A 20,302-nucleotide genomic window follows, 5' to 3' on the forward strand; every position below is an offset into this window, starting at 1 on the left:
CATATCCTCACATTGAAACCGCACGATATTTTTATAAAAATATCGTGCGGCGCTTCGGCGAGGGCGACAAAATTATTGATATCGATGAGATTCGAACAGATATCGACTGTCTCACGGTACTTTATAAAATACTGCAGCCCTATGTTCGGACCGGCTGAAAGCGATCAATCGGCACTCTTTGCCGCCTGTTTTATCGTCCCGTCGGGTTTGTAAAAAAGGCCGCGTAAAATCAGCGCAAGGGCACCGTCACCGGTTACGTTGCATGCCGTACCGAAGCTGTCCTGCAGCGCAAAAATCGCAATGAGCAATCCCGTACCGACTTCGTTAAAACCGAGCACGCTGATGACGATACCGAGAGACGCCATAACCGTTCCGCCGGGAACACCGGGCGCGCCTACGGCAAAAATTCCGAACAGAAACGAAAACAAAATCATCGTTCCGACCGAGGGGACGGAACCGTAAAGCAGCTGGGAAATCGTCATGGCAAAAAACGTTTCGGTCAAAACCGATCCGCACAAATGCGTCGTCGCTCCGAGCGGAATGGCGAAGTCAACGATATCCGAAGGCAAAACGCTCGATTTATGTGCGCATTGCAATGCGACCGGCAGCGTCGCCGCGCTCGACATCGTACCGACGGCGGTCGCATACGCAGGGCCGTAGTGCTTTACGACTTCCAACGGATTTTTCTTTGAAACCGCGCCGCCGATGAGATAGAGCAGCGTCATCCAAATAAAATGTCCGATCAATACGATTACGATAACCTTCAAGAATACCGGAAGCTGGCGCGTCAAACTGCCGCTGTATGCGAGTTCTGCAAAAGTCGTCGCGATAAAGAACGGCAATATCGGCACGATAACGCGGTTTACGACTGCGAGTACCATCGCCTGCGTTTCTTTCAGCACTTTTTCGACGGTCGCAGCCTTCGTCCAGATAACCGAAATACCGACCAAAATCGCAAGCAGCAACGCGGTCATAACCGGCATGATAGGTTGGATATTCAATACGAACGGAGTCGCCGGAACTTCAATCAGCGCGGCGGCCTGCGAAGGAACGTGCAGGAACGGAATCAGTATGTATCCGGCAACCGTTGAAAACAGCGATGCGCCGACCGCCGAAGCGTACGATATGAGTAAAAACGAACCGAGCATCTTTCCTGCATTTACTTTCAGATCGCAGATTGCCGGAGCGATAAAGCCGAAAATGACGAGCGGAACGGCAAAAAAGATGAGCGAACCGAGCAATTTTTTAATTGTTGCAATAATACCCATCACCGAAGCGGGGACGAACAAGCCCAACAGTACGCCGGCAAGAATTCCCAAGCCGAGCTGCGGCAAGAGACCCAATTTGAAACTTTCTTTTTTTTCCATAATTTTAAAAATCCTCCTTTTTGCGGCGTCGATCCGGCAGCATAGTAAAATGTTCCGATTCCGCAATATAAAACAGTATAAATCCGCTTTTTCAGGTTGTCAAATTTTTTATGCAAAGCCGTACATTATAAGCCGATAAAAATTTTCCGTTTCGATCGGCAGATTTTTTTGTTCTTGACACAATAATACAATTAGCATAAGCTAACAACGAAACAGGAGCTTCTATGAAAGTATTGGAAATAAACAAAGCGTTCCGAAAATTCGGAGAAATCCAAGTAAAATTTCGATGGCTTTTTTTGCTCGCGATGTTTGTCGTTACCGCGGTCGGGCTTTCGGGTTTGCGAAAATTCGTCGCTGAAGATCTGCAGGAAGACTGGTTCGGTGACAAAGAGAAAATCAAACTCGCAACCGATCGCTTTGAAGAGACGTTCGGCAACGAAGACGTCATCACGGTTTTGGTTCAGACAAAAGACGTATTCGATTCCGACGTGCTCAACATGATCGACCGGCTCGGAAACGAAATGATGGAAACGATTCCCTATGCACGCGATGTCATGTCCGTCGTCGAAGTTTCGGTCGCAAAAGGTACCGATGACGGTATGCAAGTCGTCACGCCGTTCGAAGACGGCATACCCGACACGCACACGGCCGAAGGCAAAGCGGAGATGGAATCGATCAAAAAATTTCTACTCTCGCGCGAAGCGATTGCAAACAAACTCGTCTCCGAAGATGCGACCGAAACTTGGGTCATCCTCTATCTGTACGGCTACGGCGAAGAAGACAATAAAGCGCGCACCGGCATGTACAAAGCAGGCAGAGCCGCACACAAGCTGCTCGAAGACCCGAAGTGGCAAAGCGATAAATGGAATCTTATCTGCGCGGGAACGCCGTACACGGAGTGCGAAGAATCCGACGTCATGAGAAAAGAAATGTCGCGGAACCTTTTCAGCGGCTTTATCGCGATGATCATCTGTTTGATTTTATTCGTGCGCTCGCTGCGCGGTCTCATCGTCCCTCTTTTTTCGACGGTGGGCGGCATCGGCGTCGTGTTCGGTTTTATGTCATATTTCGGCATCGTAGCCGATCAAAATATGATGACGATTCCGATCTTGCTCGGCATGGCGCTGTCGGTCGGCTATTCGATCCACTACATCAATTCGTTCAAACTGCATTTCAGACAGACGGGTATTCGAAAAGAATCGGTCATCATGTCGGTCGAAGAAACCGGCTGGCCGCTTTTTTTTACCGCGCTCACGACGATCGCATCCCTCATCTCTTTCGCCCTCGTTGACATCGGTCCGCTCAAATGGCTCGGCTTGACATCGTCGGCAACCGTTTTGGTCGTTTTCCTCTACGCGATCATCCTGATCCCCGTGCTGCTTTCGTTCGGCAAAGACAAAAAAAAGGAAGAAAGCGCAACGGTGCAAAAAATGACGAAAGCCGACCTCGCGTTCGAGTCGTTCGGAAAACGCGTGTTGAAACACAGCAAAGCCGTCCTCATCGTCGGCTTCGCGATGATCGTCGTCTTTATTCCGGGAATTTTTAAAATCCGCGTAACGCTCGACTATATCGAAATGCTCGGATTAAAGATCCCGTACATCGCTCGCTTGGCAAAACTGCAGGAGACGCAGCTCGGTTCGGTGTATTCGTATAAAATATTAATCGAATATCCCGACGTCGATGAATTCAAAAAACCCGAACGCATGTTCGCACTCGAAAAGCTCGAAAACACGCTCGGCAATTTAAGTTTGACGAGAAAATCGAACGGGAAACCCCGCGTCAAATCGGTGCTCGACATCGTAAAAGAAACGAACCGCATGCTGAACGGAGACGATCCGGCGTATTATTCGATCCCCGACGACGAAGACCTTTTGACACAGGAACTCTTCCTGTACGAAATAACCGGCGGCTCTCGGCTCTACGATTGGCTCAACGCCGATTACAATATGGCATACGTCAATGTCAACCTCGCGACATACAACAGCAGTCAAATCGCATCGAACATCGCGGATGCGGAAAAAGCCGCCGAAGAACTTTTCCCCGGCGCCGAAGTTTCCGCTATCGGAGCGGTCGCCGAGTTTGCCGAAATGAACGGAAAAATCGTACGCGGAGAATTGAAATCGTTTGCAGGCTCGTTTATCATGATCGCTGCGATGCTCATCCTCGTGTTTATGAGCATTCGGACGGGACTCATCGGAATGATCCCGAATATCACACCGGTCATCATTCTCGCCGGCATTATGGGCTATTTCCGCTTCCAGCTCGATATGATGACGATGACGATCATGCCGATGATACTCGGCATCGCCGTCGACGATACGATTCACTTTATCAATCACGTCAAATATTATTACGAAGTACACGGAAATTACAAAGATGCGATTTTGCGTACCTATCTTGAAATCGGAAAGACGATGTGCATGACAACGGTTATCATCTGCGCCATGTTCCTCATCTACGCGTTCAGCCCGATGACCACGATGCATCGCATCGGAATGCTTTCGATTATCGGTTTGACGGCAGCTTTGGTTGCCGACTACCTCATGACGCCCGCGCTCATCTATGTGACGAAACCGTTCGGAAAAGAATTCGACGGGATCGAACGGAAGCGCTGATCGACAATCGACGCAAACGCCCCGCAGTTTTGCGGAGCGTTTGCGCGTGAGAAAATCAAGAAAAAAACGGAAGCGTTATAATTACGCAAACCGAATGCCTTCGTGCGGGTGACGAGACATTCGAGCTTGCGATGCGGTTATTACGGTATTTTACAACTGGACATCGACGTTATCGCCGAGGCACTTTACCGCCGTCGCGGGAATGCCCATGTTCCATTCTTTTTCTTTTTTTATTCCATTCCATTCCGCCGACGTACCTTCGAATTCGATCGTCGTAAGCTTCGTACAATTACTGAAAGCGCTTTGTCCTATCGTTTTCATGGATGAGGGAATCGTAACCTTCGTCAATTCTTTGCATTCGGCAAAAGTATAGTCGGGAATCACTTTGCTGCCGGCTGCAAACGTTACCTTTGAAAAATTCGCTCCATAGAAAACATAACTTTTATTTTCATTCAGCACCGGAACTTCCGGCTCCGTAACCGGTTCATAAGACCATTCATACAAGCCATTTTTTTTGCCGATATACAGCCGGTGTCCGTATTTTAGAGGATTCGCATCAGACCCTGCAAAGGAAATATTACACCAGTTCTGTATTGTATCACGATAGTACACCTTTTCTATAGAAGTACAGCCGAGAAAAGCCTTTTCTTCAATTTTTTTAATTGTTGAATATAGAATTATGTTTTTAAGATTACTACACTTAGAAAACGTATTTGCTAACACTGTGTCTACAGATAGTTCAGCCTCTTGTATACTTATGCAATTGGCATATGTCGTGCTATAAAAAATGATAGGCATTATGACAACCTTTGTAGCCTGATTATCATTGATGTACAATTCATACGGATAGTCAAATACAATCCCGCCCCAAATATCGGTCCATTTTCTCGCATTGGGATTATTATTATCATAGTAATAATAAATCTTCGATAAATTTCTACATCCATTGAAAGCGAGGGAATCAATACTGCCTTCACAAATCTTTTCAAGTTTTATACTTGAAAGATTTGAACATCCATCAAAAGCATTGCGCGCAATTGTTCGAATATCTCTCATGTTTATCGTTTTAATATTGGTACAATTGACAAACGCAAATTGCGTTACTTCCTTATTGCGTGTTGTATCGGAAAGCGTAATATTTTCCTCAAGCACGTCGTTAAAATACAATTGCTTTGCAAAATAAACAGGATTCGCTTCTTTGTCCTTGAACTTTATCGCCGCCCACTGGGAAGGGCTGCCTTTATAGCGTACTTCCGCTAATGCACTGCAATCCGCAAACGTACCGCTCGGAAACGAAACGAGATCCGTCCCTATTGTCAATTTTTTAAGAACTGTATGACGCCGAAATGGAGAATTCCATGAATACACAAATTTAATAGTATCGGGAAGGACTACTTCTTCCAGTCCGGTAGCAACGGCTAAAAGCTGTTTTAAATTTTTCTCATAAATACAATTATTTTCAGAAGCGTATGTCGTATTTGCAGGATCCACCGTGAGTTCGGTCAAAGCGGTACAGTCCGCAAAAACTTCGTGCAATTCAGTAACGCTTGCCGGAATGTGTATACGCAGAAGCTTGCTGCAGCCGTTAAATGCCGAGTATATCTTTTTTACGCCATTGCCGATCGTAACCTGTTCCAATGCAGTACAGTTCGAAAACGCATAATTAACGGACGGAACACCATCTGCAATCACGGCGTTTTTTATCGCAGCATTTCCACTAAAATTGAATTTTCCTTCCGTCACTCCTTCCGTATGAACGACTGCAACATCGGTCAGTTTTGTACATTTTGAAAAATCGGATCCGCGACTCCGGCAGCCGTCCGCCATCGTAACTTTTGTAAGTTCGGTACAATAGACGAACGCATTCGAAGCAATTTTTGCAACAGTTCCCGACACGGTTACTTCCGTTATGCCGGGTGCCGCACAAAAAAGTTCTTTCGAACCTTTTGTATAAACATAACTGTTCTCAGCCGCATAGGTTGTATTCTCTGCGGCTACCGCAATTGTTGTAAGCTTATTGCAGTTTTCAAAAATGTTCGGCTCGAAACTTGAAACCGAAGCCGGCAGTTCGATTGAGCGTAAACTGCTGCAATTGGAAAAAACCCCTCCTTTCAATGTTGTAAGCTGTGAGCCCGCTTCAAAATTTACGGAACTGAGCGCCGTACAATTTCCGAAAGCGGACGACCCAAGCGTTTTAACGGATTTGGGAACGGTTATCGATTGCAGAGCGGTACAACCTGAAAATGCACGATCAGCTATCGTCTTTACCGACGGAGGAATCTCAATACTTGTAAGCGAAGTACATCCGGCAAAACCGATAAGCTCTTCCACCTTAGCCGTTTCCTCGAAAGAAACGGTTGTAAGCGAAGTACACAGGGAAAAAGCATTTTTACCGAGCTTTGTAACAGACGCAGGAATTTCCACTTGTTCAAGCGCTGCGCATCCGCTGAAACAGTTAATTTCGGTAAGCTGCGATTCTTTGTCAAAGGTAACTTTTTTTATGCCTGACTTATAAAAAGCATCTTCTGCAATCGATGCAACGTTTTTGGGAATGGTTATTTCCGATAATGACGTGCATTCGTAAAATGTGTTCTTCTTAATCGTCGTAACCGCCGAAGGAATATGTACATCTTTCAGAGCGGAACATTTATAGAATGCGGATTCGCCGATTTCCGTTACGGAATCCGGTATGAAAATTTTTACAAGATTTGTACACCCCCAAAAGGCTTCCTTACCTATGACAGTATTGTTCTTAGAAGCAGGCAAGGAGATTTCGACAAGCGATGTCGCGCCTTTAAAATCTTGGAGTGTTATGCCCGGAAAATCTTCGGTAGCGGATAAATCGAGCGTAACTCTTTTTACAGGAGTACCCGTCAATGCGCTCCCGATCAACGACAATAAAATATCTGCAGGAAATAGACTTTCGTTGAAAGAACCGGTAACTTTGACTATATAACGGTTATCTGCATCGAGCTGTTTAATATATGACGGAGCTTCCCCTACCGTTACCGTTTTTGTTATGAGGGTCCCCCCCCCGCTACTACCGCCTCCGCCGCCCGAGCTTCCTCCGCCTCCGGATCCGTTTCCACCGCCGGAAGAACCGCTATCGGAATCGTTACTGCATCCGATACATAACGCTGTCAAAGCGATACATACGCTTACAAAAAATACAAACCCGCGTTTGCTTCTTTTCATAATAGCCCTCTTTCAAAATCATTTCTATGCAATAAATGAAAACTTCATTTACAAGACTCAAAAATTGATGCACAACTCTATCTATGATTATCAACGATAACTATTCAACACCGCTTTGTCAATCGTTTTGCAAAACGCGCCGAAAAATGTAAAAGTCGCCTGCTTCGGTTAGAGGATTAAGTTTGAGACGATGAAATCGATATGGCGCCGGAAACCCTGTATGCCGAAAGCGTCGCGTACCGTGCTCCGTGATTCCTTTACTGTATGTTACACTATGTCTGATAAAAAAGCCTGCCGCATATAAACGGGCAGGCTTTTTGTTTTTTATTTTATTCGGGATTCTTCACGGCAAACCAATAATAGCTGGCATCTTTATTATAAATTGCAAAAGCTTTATCCGTATCTCCCAAGTCGAGATTAGCTAGATAATTGATTTTTTCCGCCTTTGACACATCGGACGCTTTCCACACTGCTTTATCGGTTGTTTTATACCAAGTATAAGTAATACGGAATTTGGATGAGTCACCTATTTGAAGATCAAAATACGTTATGGATGATGCATCCGCAAATGCATTCTTACCGAAATGCGTAATCGACTCAACCCAATGACGATTAAACCTCTCCACGCTCTTACAATTCTGAAATGCACAATCTCGTATAAATATAACATCCTTTAATGTACTGTCCGAAATATCTTTAACGAGCATCTCCTTATTATTACACATAACATACAGCGAATACGAACTCGACAGTGTATCAATACGAGTCGCTTCGTCGCACCAGTCCGCAAGCGTTCCGGTAAAGTGCACTTCGATATTGTTCGGAAATCCTGCACTTCCATACTTTCCTTCAACAACGGTATTTTTACTGAGCGTTATGCGGCGGAGACCGGTACAGCCTGAAAAGGCAACAGCTTTTACCGTTACGTTATTCGGAATGACGACGGCGGAAAACGACGTACAGTGATCGAATGCTCCGTCCTCTAAGGTTTTGACCGCATCGCTTTCGGAAATCGTAAGACTGTGAAGCGCAGTACAGTCGTAAAACGCTTCTTTTCCGACGGTTACGGCTCCTTTTCCGATAGAAACCGTTTCAAGCGCAGTACAGTTGTAAAACGCTTTTTTTCCGATGCTTGTCACGGTATCGGGGAGCATAACTTTTTTCAGTTTCGTACCCGAAAAAACTTCTTCCCCGATCGTTTTCAAATTCGGCGGAAGCGTCTCTATTTCGAGATTTGTACAATTTGAAAATGCATACGGTTCTATCGATGTGATGCCCGGAGGGAGCGTTACGGCCGTTAAAGAGCTGCATCTTGCAAAAACGAATCTATTTAGAACGGAAAGCTGCGAATCATTCATCTTCAATGAAGAAAGCGCCGTACACTCATAAAATGCGGTGTCGCCCAACTCACGGAGCTTTTTCGGCAGCGTTACGGCAGTGAGCTTTTCACAAAGATAAAACGCCCTTTCTCCGATCGTCTCTACGGTCGTAGGAATCGTAATCGTCGTAAGATTTTTACACTCCGTGAAAGATTCTTTAGGTATGCTCGTAACCCCTTCTTCTATGACGACTTCCTTTACCGCCGACTTATAAAATATATTGCCTTGCCAGCCTTCGGTATTGCCTTCGGCGTGACGGACGACGGCTTTATTCAGATTCGGACAGTCGTGAAGCGGCTCTTCATTACTGAATCTCACATCAACGGTTTTCAGAGAATCGTATATGCTTATCGATTTCAACGCTGTGCATCCGATAAAAGCTTTTACTCCTACTTTTGTTAGACTTGCAGGAAGTGAAATATCGGTAAGTGCCGAACAATACCCGAATGCGCTTTCCCCGATAATCAGATTATCCGAACCTCCCGCTTCCGAAAAGACAACGGTTTTAAGCGCCGTGCATTTTGCAAATGCATTGCTGCCGAGCGTCGTAAGATTTTTACCCAAGGTCACTTTCGTAAGCGCAGTGCAGTCGATAAACGCACTTCCATCAATTACCCTTACCGAATCCGGTATCATTATGTCCACAAGGGCGGCACAGCCATTAAACGCACCTGCTCCGATCTCCTCGATCCCGTCATTGAGCGTTAAATTCGAAAGCGCAGCGCAGCCTGCAAATGCACTCGTCCCGATCGATCGTACGCTGCCGGCAACGGAAACCGTCGTAAGCGAGGCGCATCCTTTGAATATTTCATTTTCTATTTTCGGGACGCCGTCCGATACGACAAGCGTTTTTATGTTTTTCCCTGCAAATATTTTTTGCGCGATACCCGTCGTATTACCGGCGGTATGGATAACCGTAACGGACTCCAGGTTCGTACAATCTTTTAAAAACCGTGCCGCCTTATAAAAATCGTCCGTAACGAACGTACCGTCGGAAATCGAAAGTCTTTTCAAAGCGCTGCAGCCGCCGAGCGCATCGTACGCGATTTTCGTTACCGCAGTTCCGAGCGTAAGTTCGCCCAATGCCGTACAACCCGAAAACGCGTTCGATTGAATTTCCGTAACGCTGACGGGCAGTCGAATATTTGTCAGTTTTGTACAGTACTGAAAATAACCGTAATACGAACTGGCAAAATAATTGTAGCAAATCTGTGTTATACCCGTCGCTGCAATCATATCGAGAGAAACGTTTGCGTTCGAGTTTTTTATTTTAGTACCGAGCGTTTTTACATCATCATTCCGCCACGCACCGAAAATCACGACATCCACACTATCCGATTCTTTTGTTAAATCGAGTTTGTCTATTTCGGAAACGGTGTATTGAGACCCGTTTGCCCGCGTTACCCGAATCGAAAGGGGCACTTCCACGGTTACCGTGCACAACGCGGTTTTGCTTCCCGCCTGTGCCGTCACGGTCGCCTGTCCCCCGTCTTTTGCCGTTACGGTCACGCTTGAACCGATCGCTGCGCTCAGTGAAACGGCGGAACCGCTTACCGACCACGAAACCGTTTTATCCGTCGCAGTGTCGGGCAGTACCCTCGCGGTAATTGTTTTCGTTTCATCCTTTTGCATAGTCAGCGACGTATCGCTGAGCGTTATGCTCGCGACCGGAACGACGGTGCCTGCAGGACCGACTTTTACGGTACACGAAGCGGTCTTTGCACCGTCCGTCGTCCGTACGGTAACCGTTGCCGTATCGCCGGAAGTACCGGTTCCGTCGGATACGGCCCTTACCGTACCGTCTTGTGCTACTTTAACAATCTCCGTATCGCTTGACAGCCATGTTACCGATTTGTCTGCGGCATTATCGGGACTTACGGTTGCGATAAGTTTTTCCGATGTGTTGACATCGAGCGTAAGCTCCAACTTGTTAAGCGTTACGCCGCTTACACGGACGACTTGCGGAGAGTCGTCACCGCCGCCGGAGTTATTGCATCCCGCAAATGCAAACACGATACACGCGCTCAGCACGATACATGCTTTTCCGAAATTTTTCACGACATCTCCTCCTGCTCTTATCTTGGCTTGCGGTTTCGAACACTATTTCCGATTTTTTTATTATATCAACGATAACTATTCCGCACCGCTTTGTCAATCGTTTTGCAAAACGCGCCGAAAAATGTAAAAGTCGCCTGCTTCGGGTAAAGGATTAATATTCCGATTCGTTACATCGTTTTCGCTATCGGTGTAGGCGTGAGTGTATAACCGATAGCGTGGAGAATGTTAAACACCGTTGAAAAAGCGGGGTTCGCTTCGGGGGCAAGTGCCTTGTAAAGCCCATCTCTTGTAATGCCCGCTTCCTTTGCCGTCTTTGTCATTCCCCTTGCTCTTGCCACTGCGTTTATTGCACGGAGTAAATCTTCAGGTGTCCCCTCTTTGGCATTATAGTCAAGATAGCCTTTTTGTAATTCTTCGGTATCAAGATATTCTGCCATATCAAATTCAGTCAATTTTTCCATAATCGATACCCCCGGCCATTTTCTTGGCGGTCTTTATATCCTCATCTTGTGTTGATTTATCACCACCCACAAGAAGTATTACAATCCGCTTTCCATTGTTCGTAAAATAAACCCTGTAGCCTTTTCCTACATCTATCCTCAGCTCAAAAACTCCGCCGCCTACCGTCTTGGAATCCCCGAAATTGCCGACTGTCATTCTTGCAATTCTTTGACCTATGGCGAATTTCGCTCTTTCATCACGGAGTTTTTTAAACCATTTCTTATACGTTTCTGTCTGTAATACCTTATACACAATTATACTGTATAGCATAGTTCACACTTCGTCAACAGTTTTTTCCTAAAAATCGCCCGAAACACCAACCTTTTAAGATAAACAGCCGATGAAATAATCAATGAGATTGCCGCAACAGCAAGAAAAGTTTTCAGCTTCGGTTAGAGGATTAAAGAGAAAATAATATTATTTTTTTTCAGTCATAACTTTCGTAAAATAATAGTCAAACGACTTTCCGTTATCTTTTATAACGGCAATCAAAACTTTTACCGTATCCGAGTTCGGTGTACGATACCAACATATAAAATATACTTCTCCGTCTTCCAAATCATATTCGGACAAAGCGGATCGGCACAGCCATAAATCCTCTTTGGTAAGTTTTAATATATCGGAAACATCAAAATCATTAAAATATTCTTCAAAGCTTTTTTCAATTTCTTCAAGATCTTGTGTAATATCGCTCTCAAAAGTCTTTCTAAGTTTTTCACTAATTTGAGTATCCTTTACCCAATACTCTGCTTTCGCATAACCTTTATACCCGGTTTCCCAATCGGAATAATATTTAAACGGTTCATTCGCACAAATTACCTGCACCGCGATAAAAAATATCGCAAACACAATTCCGACTCGCTTCATAAATCGCCCCCTACAATACCGTACACAAAAACGCCGTCGTCAAGCCCAAAAAGATCGAAAGACCGAGCATGTGTACCGGCACGAAGGAACTGAGCGCGAGCGCACCGAAGGAAACGGCGGTCGTCAAAAACGACAGCAAAATCGCAAAAGGTTCGAGGCGAGCGTTCACTGTCGTGTCGCTGCGCTTTTCGTTTTCGACCATGTAGATCACGTAGTCGAGACCGAGACCGAACACCAAAATCATGCCGGTGATCGAAAAGAATTCGAGCGCTATGCCGCGCGCCGAAAAAATCGATGCGATGACGAGCACGATGAGCAGCGGGATAGATGCGATCTTCAGCGTGTGCCGCCAGTTATAAAAAATCTTCAGCACGATGACGATGACGACGTATGCGATTGCAAACAGCGTCAAAATCGTCTTCGTCAAACGATCCAAATCGCGTCCGATATCTTTGATTTTATTTTCAAAATAGACGTTCGGATTTTCCGCTGCGATCCGTATATACGCCGCTTCGTCGGTAATCGAAATGGGAAGCACGATGGAATAGTACCTCCCGTCGATTTCACCGAGCCATGCGGACGATATCGCTTTTTTGAGGTACGACGGGATATCACCGTCGGGAGTGATGTACTTTGCTGCGTCCGCGTCGTACGATGCCTGCAGTTCCGACGCAAGCGACGCATCATAGCCGAGCATTTCGTATTGGACGGGTGCGAGCGGCAAAAGATTTCCCGCCGCTTCGTACGATTTTTTTTGCTTTGCAAGGGACGGGATATACTGCGACGTTGCGATAAAGCCGCCGAGCGCTTTACCCTCGTTGACTTCCGACAGGCGCTTACAGAGCGCTTCTTCTTCTTCGAGCGTTTTTTCAACCGTGTCTCCGGCTATGATAAACCAGCCGGTCGGATTGTAGTTGAGCACTTTATACGAAATGACCGCATCTTCGCGGACGCGTCCGGTCGCTTCGTATAAGGTGTTGACGTCGTTTTCTATTTTAATATTTTTACGGTTGACGAAAAGCGTCGTAAGCGTTACGGCAAAAATCGAAACTACTGCAATTCTGCCGATTTTCTTTTTGTTGTACCACTTAGGCGCGGCAAGCGCATCGATGAGCGGGATCGCGCGCTTGGCATCGACCGGCATCGCAAGCAGAGGATACACGCTTACGACGGTTAAAAACGCGCTGAAAATGCCGGTAAGCGAAAATACCGCCATCTGCTTGAGCAATCCGAACGGCGCAAATACGAGAATAAAATAGCAGAGTTCGGTGGAGACAAGCGACAGTAAAAGACCGGTCATCAAATGACGGCGGATCTCCGCACCGCTTGCAAGCGCCTTGTTCGCTTTCCAGTGGATGAAAAAGTGCAGACTGTAATCGATACACGAGCCGATGAGCGATGTGCCGAACACAAGCGTCAGTATGTGGATCTGACCGAAGCATGTATACGTCATCGCAAATGCCGTCGCGATCGAAAGCAAAATCGATACGATGGACAAAACGAGCGGCAGCGGATTTTTAAACACGATCAGCAGTAAAATAATAATGCCGAGCAGCGTTACGGTTGAAATAATCGAAATCTCTCTGCTCGCCGACGTCGAACTTTTGTGACTGTGAAAGGGAGTACCCGAATACACAAAGCGCACGCCGTCTTTTTCGAGCGGTTCGCACACGTCGTAAATCTGCACGACGGCGTTCGACTTGCTTGCAAGCGCCGCCCCTTCTTTGCTTAAAATGCCCTGAACCATCACATACCAGCTACCGTCGTATTGAGCAGCGAGCACACCGTCTTTCGGCGACATTGACGTACCGGAGTTTTCGAGCGACGCGAGGTAGTATTGCAATACGTATTCGTCGAGCATAAACGGATCGTCTTCCAGTTTGTCGAGCGAAGAAAAGGTAAAGGCCCCGTACGCTTTTGCAAGCGCATTTTCCGCAAAGCTTTCCGCGCCGCCCGGAGATGAAAGCGTTTCGACGGCTTCATCGTCGAGCAGATTCCAGCGGTACCGGTGCACAAAGTCCATCACGCTTTGGAGCATCGCTTCATCGGAATACAGCGACACCGATTTAAAACGCGGACTGTCTTTCAATTCACCGTAGACGGTTTCCGCGACGGACTTCGCCGTATCGAAATCTTTATGCGATACGAGGATAAATACGTTTTGCCCCGTCATTTCGGTAAGGCGTTCGTCGGCGACGCCCATCGCTTTACCGATATCCGGCTTCGGCAGCATATTAAAAAGATCGGCGTCGAGGTTTACCGTACCCGCGCGTGCAATGATAAAAAGACAAGGGACAAGGACGAGCGCGTGGAAAACAAGCCATGCAAATGCAAAGGTTTTATTTCGCGGCAAAGACGGCTTTTTCATCTGCTGAAAGCTCCTTCGGATACTTTTGATTCGAGAACGTATAGGTGACGGTGTCGCCGCCCGCTTCGGTCATAACGATCGTATCGAATTCGGCACCGCCGGACGCGCCCGTTCCGCCGAGTGCGAGCGTTTTCATCACGGCGGCGACGGTCTTATCTTTCGGAGTGAGAACGGCATTCCATCTGTTTCCGTCGGAAGAAAAAGCGACCGAAAAATTTTCGTACAGTTTTTTCACATTGCCGGAAAAAATCGAAGAGAGCGTCGTCGAAATACTCGTAAAGATTTGATTGTTCGACGCGTCGATAACGGTTTTTTTCCCGTCGGGCGTCGTTTGAATAACGCTCGTCAATCCCACGACGAGCGACGACGGAAAGGGCTTCAGCGTTTTCCACATAATACCATCGAGGCTGAATATAAAGGTTCCGCTCGACGTGAGCGAACGGTTTACTTTTGAAATCGTGCGCACCTGCGTAAAGTTTCCGGTCGTATTCGGATGGCGCGCGAGATCGGCACATACGGTATCGAATGTCGCATCCGCCGCAAAGAGCGGCATCGCCGCAAAAGCAAGAACACATATAAAATTAACAATTATCTTTTTCATACAATACCTCCGCAAGCGCCATTCGACGCCGTTATTTTTTTAACAATGTTTCAACGCGGGTTATCAATTTTTCGGGACACACGAAACACGTTTCGCCCGTTTGCAGCTTTACCGCCATCTGCGTGCTTTCCGCCTTTGTCGCAAGGACGCCAGTCTTCGCGTTGTAAATCTCGTAGCGTATTTTAAGACGATTTTCGTATTCAATCAATGACGCTTTGATTCTCGCCTCGTCTCCGAAAGCAAGAGAGCGCACGTATTTTATCTTCAGCTCCGCGACCGGAAATGCGTAGCCGTCTTCGACCATCTGCAGATAGCCGTAGCCGATTTTATCGAGCAGCGCGCATCTGCCGCGTTCGATGAATTTTACGTAATTTCCGTGCCACGCGACGCGCATCGAATCGACGTCGTAAAATTCGACTTTAAATGTAATCTCTTCCGAAACGAGCGAACCGTTCATATCATGCTTCCTTGCAATTTTCGTTTTCCGTCCAAAAATTAAAAAAATTATACCACTGCAAAGGATACATTATGCAATACTGTTCCAAGAGAGCGACATATTCGCGGCACAAGCGCTTGATCCGCGCCTCCCGTTCGGCACGCGGACAATCGAATGCTATGCCCGTTTTATGTACGTGCATCGAATAGCGCGGAGTGAGCATGAGCGTCTTTTCGCGGAGCGCAAAGACGAAATACGTCGGCGCTTTTAAAAGCGCTGCAAGCAAAAAAGCGCCGTACGAAAACCGCGCAGGCTTCCCGAGAAAGTTTTCGGTTATCGCCCTGTCCACAGTATTGAGCGACGTGCGGTCTGCGGCGATGACGACGAGGCCGCCTTCGTCGATTCTGTCCATCAACAGCGAAATCGTTCCCGCGTTGATTTCATCGGCGTTTATTATATTGAGCTGCACGTGCGGATTGATCGATTTTATCGTATTGTTGAATTTTTTCGTCGTATTCAAATTCAAAATCGCCGTAACGGGAACATAGTGCGACACGCCGGTGCGGCCGTATTCGGCGAGGCTCCTGAGCATTTCGATATTGCCCAAATGCGAGCCGATAAGCAGCGCACCTCTTTTTCGATCGAGCTGATCGATCAGCGATTTAACGTCGTCTTTTTGGAGCGCGATTTTATTAAAATCGATTTTACCGCACCAGCCTTCGATCTTTTCGATGATGCACAGCGCAAACGAAACGATGTGCCTATAGACGTAAGGCCGCTTTATGCAATCACCCCTACCCGCAGTATATCGCAGCAACCGGTTTTGATATGCGCGCGATTCGTCTCGGGCGCGCTTCGAACACGCAAAATAAAAAAACGAAATGGGAAAAGCGAGCAAACCGATAAACCACAAAGGCAGGTGCGAAATGAGCCACACGGTAAATTCGATCGGGCGGCTGCTCGACACTTCTTCTCGTTTTTGTGTCCAGTGCTTATCCGCGCTTTCCGCAGGTTCAGCCATAAGCCCTTCTTCTGCAAATAGCGCGGAACGTCAGAACCGGCAAGCGCACAATCATACCCAAAAACAATTTTGTAAACGACAGCGATATGCGGATATTGTCGCGCACCATGCGGAAATTCGAAATGCCGTCTGCGGGGTAAGTCACGCGCACCGGATAGGATTTTATATGCACGCCGCTCCATACGAAGTGTACGAGGATATCCGCGTCGTATCCCATGCGCGCATCCACGCACGCGCGGTGAGTGAGCAGGCGGCAATACGGCGCTACCGGATAGATTCGAAATCCGCACATGGCGTCGACGATTTCATCGCTCAAAGACACAAAGCGTGCCCAGCGGTTTGAAATCTCTCTGCCTTTTTTGCGCGAGGTCGGCACCGACTCGTCGAACACGGGCGTACCGCAGATAAGGCAAGAGGGATTTTCTTCCGCGGCTTCGATAAAAAAAGGAGCGCGCGACGCGTCATGCTGAGCGTCCGAATCGATTTGAAAGACGTGCGTCAAACCGAGCTCGTGCGCTTTTAAAACGCCGCTCGTCATCGCTTTGCCTTTGCCGCCGTTTTTTTTCCGTTCGACAAGTACGGCAAGCGGGCACGAATCGACCGCCGCGCGGATCTGCATTTTATTCGCCGCATCGTTGCCGTCGTCCACGACGATGATCGGTCGTCCGTATACGGCAAGAGAGCGGATAACGGAGCCGACCGTCGAACCGTGATTGTACACGGGGATGACAAAGCCGAGCTTTATCGCAGCTTTCTGCGCCGCATCGTTTTGCGCAGCGTTTTGCATCGCACCCATCGACTACACCGCAGCGACGAAGATTCCCGACGAATACGCTTTATCGGATTTTTTTGCATCCCGGAGCAAAAACGACATCGATTTTTTTTCACGATTGAAATCGAGCTTTAAGCGGACAAGCGTGTCGGGTCTGATCGGCGCGGAAAATTTAATGCGTTTGATTTCCGGCACATAGCGCTGCGTACCGAAATATTTTTTTGAAAACCGCGTTATAATTTCGAACTGTGCGACGGCCGGGAGCAGTTTAAACTCCGGAAAATGTCCGTCGAAAAAATCGCTCGAAGCAGGAATAAAAAATTCGATCTCTGCGGAATCTCCGCTCTGCGAAAGAACCTTTTCATCGACGATATCGTGCAGATTTTCACTCATGTGTATCATGCCCCCTTTTCATATACGCCGCCGCGCCGTATTCCGCCCGCACGGCATCACGCCTCCGTACCGTTTTTATCGTACGGCCGCATCCGACGTATCGCGCGTTGCAAACAAAGCTGCGATATCTTCCTTGTGCTTTTTACCCTGCACATCGCACGGAAGAGACGCGACATAGCGCCAGCGTTTCGGAATGACGACGTTTTCAAAATAATTCATAAGATAATCGTGAAAGAATTTATTAATTGTCAATTTTTTTTCGTTTTGAAATTTCCGCTTGCCGTCAGCATTGAGTACGAGCGCCGCCGCAAGATACTGGCGCACGTCTTCGAGCGCGATGACTTTTACGTCGGAGACTAATCCGCTCTGCAAAAGCCTGTTTTCGACTTCCGTCATCGAAATGCGTTTTTCCTCTATTTTTACGATCGAGTCGGCCCTTCCCTTCATGACGAATCTGCCGTCGGGGAGAAGATCCGCCAAATCGGCGGTCGCAAAACCTTTCGGGTCTTTGATATACGGAGAAACGATGACGAGACAACCGTCTTCCCCTTTCCAAATCTTCGCGTTGTCGAAGGGCGTCCACGCAAGCCCGTCTTTCGTCTGCTGCCGGTACGCAATGCCGCTCGTCTCCGTCGAACCGTACACTTCAAGCGGGCAAAAACCGAATACGGCTTCCGTCTTTTCGGCAAGCTCTTTCGAAACGGCTCCTCCGCTTGTAAAGATAAAGCAGTTGTCGAGCGGGAGCTTCCGCTCCGTTTCAACGGTACGCTTTAAAAACGCGGGCGTCGCGATGATCATGTAGGATTCGTCGGACAGCGTTTCGAATTCTTCGGGATATTCGATGCGCGTACGGCGGAAGGGAACGCCGTAGCCGAAGGGGAGCGCGATGCCGAACAAAAAACCGTAGATGTGGTGCTGGCTCACCGTCGTAACGAGTTTTCGCTTTGCGAATTCCGCGCCCCACTTCGAAAAGACGAATGCATTGTCGAGTTCGAATTCGGTCATGCGCTGGCGGACGCCTTTGGGCTTTCCGGTGCTGCCCGACGTGTAGAGCAAAATATCCGTATCGTCCGCGACGATTTTCGGAAACGAGCGCATATCGATTTCGGACGGAAAAGCAGCCTTTTCGACGACAGCGGGAATAAAAATCGAATCGGCAATATCGCGGTCGGTTAAAAATTCGACGCCGTCCGTTTTGATTTCCGCGATGAATTCGCGCGTAACGTTTTGCGTCAAAAGTACCGTTTTTTTGCACTGCAAAAGCGCAATGAACGCGCACAGAAAATACCAATAATCTTCGCAGTGGAGAATATATTTTTGTGCGGATTTTTCGGAAATGAATTTTCGAAGCTTTGCCGAATCGGAAAGAAAATCGCGCCACGTTTTATACGCGCCGTCCAACCACTTCCGTTCGTAACAGACGATAAAATCGTCGGGGCGGGAATCCGCCGTAAATGTACTGATCGTATGCGCTTTCGGCATTTTTCTTTGTACCCGCCTTCTGATAATAAATTCAACGGCAAACATACAGCCCATGAGCGCGTATGAAATGCCGCCGTTGTATATCGACCACACCGTATCGGAGCAAAAAAACGCCGTAAATGCCGACACACTTCCGTTGCAGATAAAAAAGACGCACCACGCAAGGGTCACTTTCCGGCAGTACCGCTCTATCGAACTTTCCGCCGCAGAGCCGCGTATCGTTTTATCCTGCAGACACGCAAACCTGAAAATGATGTTCGGCGGCAAAAAAAGCGTGCTGCCGAAAACGGCGAGCAGCGTTGCGCTGATCGTTACCGAATACAATTTTAAAAATACGGTCCGATTCGTAAAAAAACAAAAAAGACCCGCCGCAAGAAAAAGCGCGGACTGCGCAAGCGGCTTCCAATCGAAAGACCGCTTTTCACTTTCTGCCGTTCCCCTTCCCTTTCCGTCCGCGTTTCGTACCCGCCCCGTCGCGCTCAAAAAAAACGCACAGGCGACGACGACGATACACAGCGATAAAATCCTAACCGGAAGTTTTAATACGACAAGGAACGCAAAGATGAGAACGGGATAAAGCGCCGCAACCGCATAAAAAAAAACCTTAACAAATTTTTTCATCAATCGGAAACGACATCGATTAAAAAAGAAGCGGCCGGCTGCACGAGCTGCCGCGTTCATTTTTTTATTAAGCCTGCTGCGTATACGGATACAATGCGTCGACGACATCCTGCATCGTCTTTACCGTTTTGAAAATCGCAGGGTCGACTTTTCCGGGAATAAAATCCTTCATCTTTACGATCAAGTCAATCGAATCGATGGAGTCGAGCTCAAGGTCATCGGCAAGCTTTGCCGCGGGAGTGATTTTATCCTCTTCGATTTCAAATTCTTTTGAAAGAATCGCTTTCAGTTTGTCGAAAATCTCTTCTTTAGTCATATACAATTCCTCTTACGCCTTTTCGGCTGCAATATATTCAGCTAATGCATCGACCGATGCAAAGTGCTTTTTATTATCAGCGCTTTCGGCTGAAAGCTTTACGCCGAATTTTTTCTTCAACGCCACACCCAATTCAAGAGCATCGATTGAATCAAGCCCCAAGCCCGTTCCGAAAAGCGGCTCGGCATCGACAATATCTTCCGGCTTTACGTCTTCCAGCTGCAACGACGATACAATCACTTCTTTAATCTGTCGCTTTAAATCATCCATAACGACCTTCTAAACCCCACCCTTACAATATATTTTATTA

Annotated in this window: 17 protein-coding genes; 2 read left to right on the top strand and 15 right to left on the bottom strand. The window is 47.3% G+C overall.

Annotation, left to right across the window (positions count from 1 at the left end; translation table 11 throughout):
* Positions 1-164: 164 nt before the first annotated feature.
* Positions 165-1,367: a dicarboxylate/amino acid:cation symporter gene (locus IZU26_RS03505; RefSeq protein WP_310823046.1), complete on the bottom strand. Its 1,203-nt coding sequence runs from the start codon at positions 1,365-1,367 to the stop codon at positions 165-167.
* A 224-nt stretch (positions 1,368-1,591) separates the two neighbouring features.
* Here IZU26_RS03505 and IZU26_RS03510 point away from each other — a divergent pair, with 224 nt between their 5' ends.
* Positions 1,592-3,982, top strand: coding sequence for an efflux RND transporter permease subunit (locus IZU26_RS03510; RefSeq protein WP_433276819.1), 2,391 nt, complete (start codon positions 1,592-1,594; stop codon positions 3,980-3,982).
* Positions 3,983-4,132: 150 nt separating this feature from the next.
* Here IZU26_RS03510 and IZU26_RS03515 read toward each other — a convergent pair whose 3' ends face one another.
* A complete protein-coding gene (locus IZU26_RS03515) occupies positions 4,133-6,748 on the bottom strand; it encodes a leucine-rich repeat protein (protein WP_433277002.1) in 2,616 nt (871 codons plus the stop codon).
* Between IZU26_RS03515 and IZU26_RS03520 the strand changes: the two genes are divergently transcribed.
* Positions 6,672-6,938 (top strand): hypothetical protein, encoded by a 267-nt coding sequence (locus tag IZU26_RS03520; RefSeq protein WP_433277006.1) that lies wholly within the window; start codon positions 6,672-6,674, stop codon positions 6,936-6,938. The genes IZU26_RS03515 and IZU26_RS03520 overlap by 77 nt on opposite strands.
* Positions 6,939-7,506: 568 nt before the next feature.
* Here the strand turns inward: IZU26_RS03520 and IZU26_RS03525 are convergent.
* From IZU26_RS03525 to IZU26_RS03585, 13 genes are all read right to left on the bottom strand, one after another.
* The gene (locus IZU26_RS03525; protein ID WP_433276822.1) at positions 7,507-10,614 is read right to left on the bottom strand and encodes a leucine-rich repeat protein; all 3,108 of its coding nucleotides are present in this window, start codon (positions 10,612-10,614) and stop codon (positions 7,507-7,509) included.
* Positions 10,615-10,781: 167 nt separating this feature from the next.
* Positions 10,782-11,075, bottom strand: a complete 294-nt coding sequence (locus tag IZU26_RS03530; RefSeq protein ID WP_021330949.1) for an addiction module antidote protein — start codon at positions 11,073-11,075, stop codon at positions 10,782-10,784.
* Positions 11,059-11,367, bottom strand: a complete 309-nt coding sequence (locus IZU26_RS03535; RefSeq protein ID WP_315325491.1) for a type II toxin-antitoxin system RelE/ParE family toxin — start codon at positions 11,365-11,367, stop codon at positions 11,059-11,061. Before IZU26_RS03535 ends, IZU26_RS03530 begins: the two co-directional genes overlap by 17 nt.
* Before the next feature lie 165 nt (positions 11,368-11,532).
* Positions 11,533-11,982 carry a hypothetical protein gene (locus IZU26_RS03540; RefSeq protein ID WP_021330945.1) on the bottom strand — a complete coding sequence of 150 codons (450 nt, stop codon included), beginning with the start codon at positions 11,980-11,982 and terminating at the stop codon, positions 11,533-11,535.
* A gap of 10 nt (positions 11,983-11,992) precedes the next feature.
* Positions 11,993-14,350 carry an MMPL family transporter gene (locus tag IZU26_RS03545; RefSeq protein ID WP_433276825.1) on the bottom strand — a complete coding sequence of 786 codons (2,358 nt, stop codon included), beginning with the start codon at positions 14,348-14,350 and terminating at the stop codon, positions 11,993-11,995.
* Entirely contained in the window at positions 14,322-14,951 is a 630-nt protein-coding gene (locus IZU26_RS03550) for a LolA family protein (RefSeq protein ID WP_433276827.1), read from the bottom strand. Before IZU26_RS03550 ends, IZU26_RS03545 begins: the two co-directional genes overlap by 29 nt.
* Positions 14,952-14,982: 31 nt before the next feature.
* Entirely contained in the window at positions 14,983-15,408 is a 426-nt protein-coding gene (locus IZU26_RS03555; protein WP_310823052.1) for an acyl-CoA thioesterase, read from the bottom strand.
* 1 nt (position 15,409) lies between these two features.
* On the bottom strand, positions 15,410-16,408 hold the full coding sequence (locus IZU26_RS03560) for a hypothetical protein (RefSeq protein WP_433276829.1): 999 nt from the start codon (positions 16,406-16,408) through the stop codon (positions 15,410-15,412).
* Positions 16,401-17,204 (bottom strand): glycosyltransferase family 2 protein, encoded by an 804-nt coding sequence (locus IZU26_RS03565; protein ID WP_433276831.1) that lies wholly within the window; start codon positions 17,202-17,204, stop codon positions 16,401-16,403. The genes IZU26_RS03560 and IZU26_RS03565 overlap by 8 nt, the downstream gene beginning before the upstream one ends.
* 3 nt (positions 17,205-17,207) lie before the next feature.
* On the bottom strand, positions 17,208-17,573 hold the full coding sequence (locus IZU26_RS03570; RefSeq protein WP_021495773.1) for an ApeI family dehydratase: 366 nt from the start codon (positions 17,571-17,573) through the stop codon (positions 17,208-17,210).
* A gap of 75 nt (positions 17,574-17,648) precedes the next feature.
* Positions 17,649-19,676 carry an AMP-binding protein gene (locus IZU26_RS03575; RefSeq protein ID WP_433276833.1) on the bottom strand — a complete coding sequence of 676 codons (2,028 nt, stop codon included), beginning with the start codon at positions 19,674-19,676 and terminating at the stop codon, positions 17,649-17,651.
* A 67-nt stretch (positions 19,677-19,743) separates the two neighbouring features.
* A complete protein-coding gene (locus IZU26_RS03580; RefSeq protein WP_021330961.1) occupies positions 19,744-19,992 on the bottom strand; it encodes an acyl carrier protein in 249 nt (82 codons plus the stop codon).
* Between the two features lie 12 nt (positions 19,993-20,004).
* Positions 20,005-20,262: a phosphopantetheine-binding protein gene (locus tag IZU26_RS03585; protein ID WP_021330938.1), complete on the bottom strand. Its 258-nt coding sequence runs from the start codon at positions 20,260-20,262 to the stop codon at positions 20,005-20,007.
* Positions 20,263-20,302 lie beyond the last annotated feature (40 nt).

This window comes from Treponema sp. SP13 (assembly GCF_050938355.1).
In the GTDB taxonomy this organism is placed as follows: Bacteria; Spirochaetota; Spirochaetia; order Treponematales; family Treponemataceae; genus Treponema_D; species Treponema_D socranskii.

Coding starts and splice junctions, on each gene's coding strand:
- IZU26_RS03585 (WP_021330938.1), bottom strand. CDS start 20,262: ATGGATGATTTAAAGCGACAGATTAAAGAAGTGATTGTATCGTCGTTG.
- IZU26_RS03510 (WP_433276819.1), top strand. CDS start 1,592: ATGAAAGTATTGGAAATAAACAAAGCGTTCCGAAAATTCGGAGAAATC.
- IZU26_RS03570 (WP_021495773.1), bottom strand. CDS start 17,573: ATGAGTGAAAATCTGCACGATATCGTCGATGAAAAGGTTCTTTCGCAG.
- IZU26_RS03520 (WP_433277006.1), top strand. CDS start 6,672: ATGAAAATTTTTACAAGATTTGTACACCCCCAAAAGGCTTCCTTACCT.
- IZU26_RS03575 (WP_433276833.1), bottom strand. CDS start 19,676: ATGAAAAAATTTGTTAAGGTTTTTTTTTATGCGGTTGCGGCGCTTTAT.
- IZU26_RS03580 (WP_021330961.1), bottom strand. CDS start 19,992: ATGACTAAAGAAGAGATTTTCGACAAACTGAAAGCGATTCTTTCAAAA.
- IZU26_RS03550 (WP_433276827.1), bottom strand. CDS start 14,951: ATGAAAAAGATAATTGTTAATTTTATATGTGTTCTTGCTTTTGCGGCG.
- IZU26_RS03555 (WP_310823052.1), bottom strand. CDS start 15,408: ATGAACGGTTCGCTCGTTTCGGAAGAGATTACATTTAAAGTCGAATTT.
- IZU26_RS03560 (WP_433276829.1), bottom strand. CDS start 16,408: ATGGCTGAACCTGCGGAAAGCGCGGATAAGCACTGGACACAAAAACGA.
- IZU26_RS03540 (WP_021330945.1), bottom strand. CDS start 11,982: ATGAAGCGAGTCGGAATTGTGTTTGCGATATTTTTTATCGCGGTGCAG.
- IZU26_RS03505 (WP_310823046.1), bottom strand. CDS start 1,367: ATGGAAAAAAAAGAAAGTTTCAAATTGGGTCTCTTGCCGCAGCTCGGC.
- IZU26_RS03545 (WP_433276825.1), bottom strand. CDS start 14,350: ATGAAAAAGCCGTCTTTGCCGCGAAATAAAACCTTTGCATTTGCATGG.
- IZU26_RS03530 (WP_021330949.1), bottom strand. CDS start 11,075: ATGGAAAAATTGACTGAATTTGATATGGCAGAATATCTTGATACCGAA.
- IZU26_RS03565 (WP_433276831.1), bottom strand. CDS start 17,204: ATGGGTGCGATGCAAAACGCTGCGCAAAACGATGCGGCGCAGAAAGCT.